This window comes from Streptomyces sp. NPDC006265, assembly GCF_040613555.1.
Taxonomy (GTDB): Bacteria; Actinomycetota; Actinomycetes; order Streptomycetales; family Streptomycetaceae; genus Streptomyces.
The window spans coordinates 1-2,622 of sequence record NZ_JBEXSH010001080.1 but is presented as its reverse complement, the minus strand read 5'-3'; the positions used below and the strand labels follow the sequence as shown (position 1 = coordinate 2,622).

The following is a 2,622-nucleotide window of genomic DNA, read 5'->3' as shown; positions in this document are numbered from 1 at the left end:
CGGTGCGGACACGACCTAGAACCGGGGCACGTTGCGCAGGTTGGAGCGGGCCATCTGGACCATCCGGCCGACCCCGCCGTCCAGCACCATCTTGGAGGCGGACAGGGCGAACCCGGTCACCATCTCGGCCTTGATCTTCGGCGGGATGGACAGCGCGTTGGGGTCGGTGACGACGTCGACGAGGGCCGGCCCCTTGTGCTTGAAGGCGTCCTTCAGGGCCCCGGGGAGGTCCTTGGGCTTCTCGACGCGCACTCCGTGCGCACCGCAGGCGCGGGCGACGGCGGCGAAGTCGGGGTTCTTGTTCGCGGTGCCGTACGACGGGAGGCCCGCGACCAGCATCTCCAACTCGACCATGCCGAGGGAGGAGTTGTTGAACAGCACGACCTTCACGGGCAGGTCGTACTGGACCAGCGTCAGGAAGTCGCCCATCAGCATGGAGAAGCCGCCGTCGCCGGACATCGACACGACCTGCCGCTTGCGGTCGGTGAACTGGGCGCCGATCGCCATGGGCAGCGCGTTCGCCATCGAGCCGTGGGAGAAGGAGCCGATGACACGGCGGCGGCCGTTGGGTGAGATGTAGCGGGCGGCCCAGACGTTGCACATGCCGGTGTCGACGGTGAACACGGCGTCGTCGCATGCCACTTCGTCGAGCACGGACGCCACGTACTCCGGGTGGATCGGCGTGTGCTTCTCGACCTTGCGGGTGTACGCCTTCACGACCCCTTCCAGCGCGTCGGCGTGCTTCTTCAGCATCCGGTCGAGGAAGCGGCGGTTCTTCTTCTCCGTCACCCGCGGGATCAGACAGCGCAGCGTCTCGCGTACGTCGCCCCACACCGCGAGGTCCAGCTTCGAGCGGCGGCCGAGGTGTTCGGGCCGGACGTCGACCTGGGCGATCTGCACGTCGTCGGGGAGGAACGCGTTGTAGGGGAAGTCGGTGCCGAGCAGGATCAGCAGGTCGCACTCGTGGGTGGCCTCGTAGGCGGCGCCGTAGCCGAGCAGACCGCTCATGCCGACGTCGAAGGGGTTGTCGTACTGGATCCACTCCTTGCCGCGCAGGGCGTGCCCGACCGGGGACTTGATCTTCCCGGCGAACTCCATGACCTCGGCGTGCGCGCCGGCCGTGCCGCTGCCGCAGAAGAGGGTGACCTTGCCGGCGCCGTCGATCATCTCGACGAGCCGGTCGATCTCGGCGTCCCCCGGGCGGACCGTCGGGCGGGAGGTGACGAGGGCGGTCTCGGCGGCTTTCTCCGGGGCGGGCCGGTCGGCGATGTCACCGGGCAGGGTGACGACGCTGACACCGCTGCGTCCGACGGCGTTCTGGATGGCGGTCTGCAGCAGTCGCGGCATCTGCTCCGGGCTGGAGATCATCTCGCTGTAGTGGCTGCACTCGGTGAACAGCCGGTCGGGGTGGGTCTCCTGGAAGTAGCCGAGACCGATCTCGCTGGAGGGGATGTGCGAGGCGAGGGCGAGGACCGGGGCCATGGAGCGGTGGGCGTCGTAGAGGCCGTTGATGAGGTGGAGGTTGCCCGGACCGCAGGATCCGGCGCAGGCGGCGAGTCCGCCGGTGATCTGCGCCTCGGCACTGGCGGCGAAGGCGGCGGTCTCCTCGTGCCGGACGTGGATCCAGTCGATGGCGGAGTTGCGGCGGACGGCGTCGACGACCGGGTTGAGGCTGTCGCCGACGACGCCGTAGAGACGCTTGACCCCGGCGCGGGTCAGGATGTCGACGAACTGTTCCGCGACGTTCTGTCTGGCCATGGTTCTCGTCTGCCCCTTCGGTCTCCTGGGATCCCTCCGGGTTCCATCAAGTCACACCGGTCGCGCTCACGCCTCCCACACCGCGGCGGCCGTACGGTCGTCCGCATAACCCTTGACCCGCACTTGGGAGTCGGCGAGGAACGCGGCGAGACCGGGCGGTTCGGGGCGGGACCACCGCTCGGCGAGGTACTCGCCCAGTTCGGGCTCACCGCGCAGGGGCTCGGCGAGGCCGCCGCTGCACATCAGGAGCGTGTCACCCGGGCGGGCGACGGAGGTCCGGAAGCGGAAGGGCTCCTGGGGCGGCTCCGGTGCCGGTTCGTGCGGGCTGGGCGGGGTCGGGATGCCCAGGTCCATGGTGAGCCGGTCGCCCTCGGGGGTCTCGGAGGGCGGCGAGCCGTAGGCCAGAGCGGGTTCGCCCTTGATGTCGGCGACCTGTGGCTCGATGTCCTGCCACTCCCCCTCGCGCAACCGGAACAGTCCGCCCGGTCCGACGCCGAAGAACACCCGCGTGCGGCTCCCGGGGTCGGCGGACAGCAACAGACAGCGCAGGCTGGCCGCGTACTCCCCGGGGTCGACACCCTGCTCGTGGGCGCTGGCCCGGAGCTTGCCGAGGCTGCGGTCGGCGAGCCGGTGCAGCCCGGACTTCAGGTCGCCGCGCCGGCCGTCCCTTATGTCCTCGACCAGACGTGCGTGGCTGCGTCCGACGGCCCGCCCGATCCAGTGACAGGCCTCGGCGGCCGCCCGGTGCGCACCCGGCGCGGCCCGGGCCCCGGTCGCCATCGCCACCAGCAGCAGCGCGTGCTCACCCGTCCCGAACCGGGCGGTGAGCAGCGAGTCCCTGCGGGGCTCGCCCCGATACCGCGC

Annotated in this window: 2 protein-coding genes; both read right to left on the bottom strand. The window is 70.6% G+C overall.

Annotated features, from left to right (window positions below; all coding sequences use genetic code 11):
* Positions 1–15 precede the first annotated feature (15 nt).
* Positions 16–1,758 carry a pyruvate dehydrogenase gene (locus tag ABZ281_RS45455; protein WP_356664254.1) on the bottom strand — a complete coding sequence of 581 codons (1,743 nt, stop codon included), beginning with the start codon at positions 1,756–1,758 and terminating at the stop codon, positions 16–18.
* A gap of 66 nt (positions 1,759–1,824) precedes the next feature.
* Positions 1,825–2,622 (bottom strand): protein phosphatase 2C domain-containing protein (locus ABZ281_RS45450; protein ID WP_356664252.1); only part of this gene is annotated, 798 nt, incomplete at its 5' end.

What these genes read in the sequence shown, in the direction of transcription:
- ABZ281_RS45455 (WP_356664254.1), bottom strand. Translation starts at nt 1,758, where the DNA reads ATGGCCAGACAGAACGTCGCGGAACAGTTCGTCGACATCCTGACCCGC.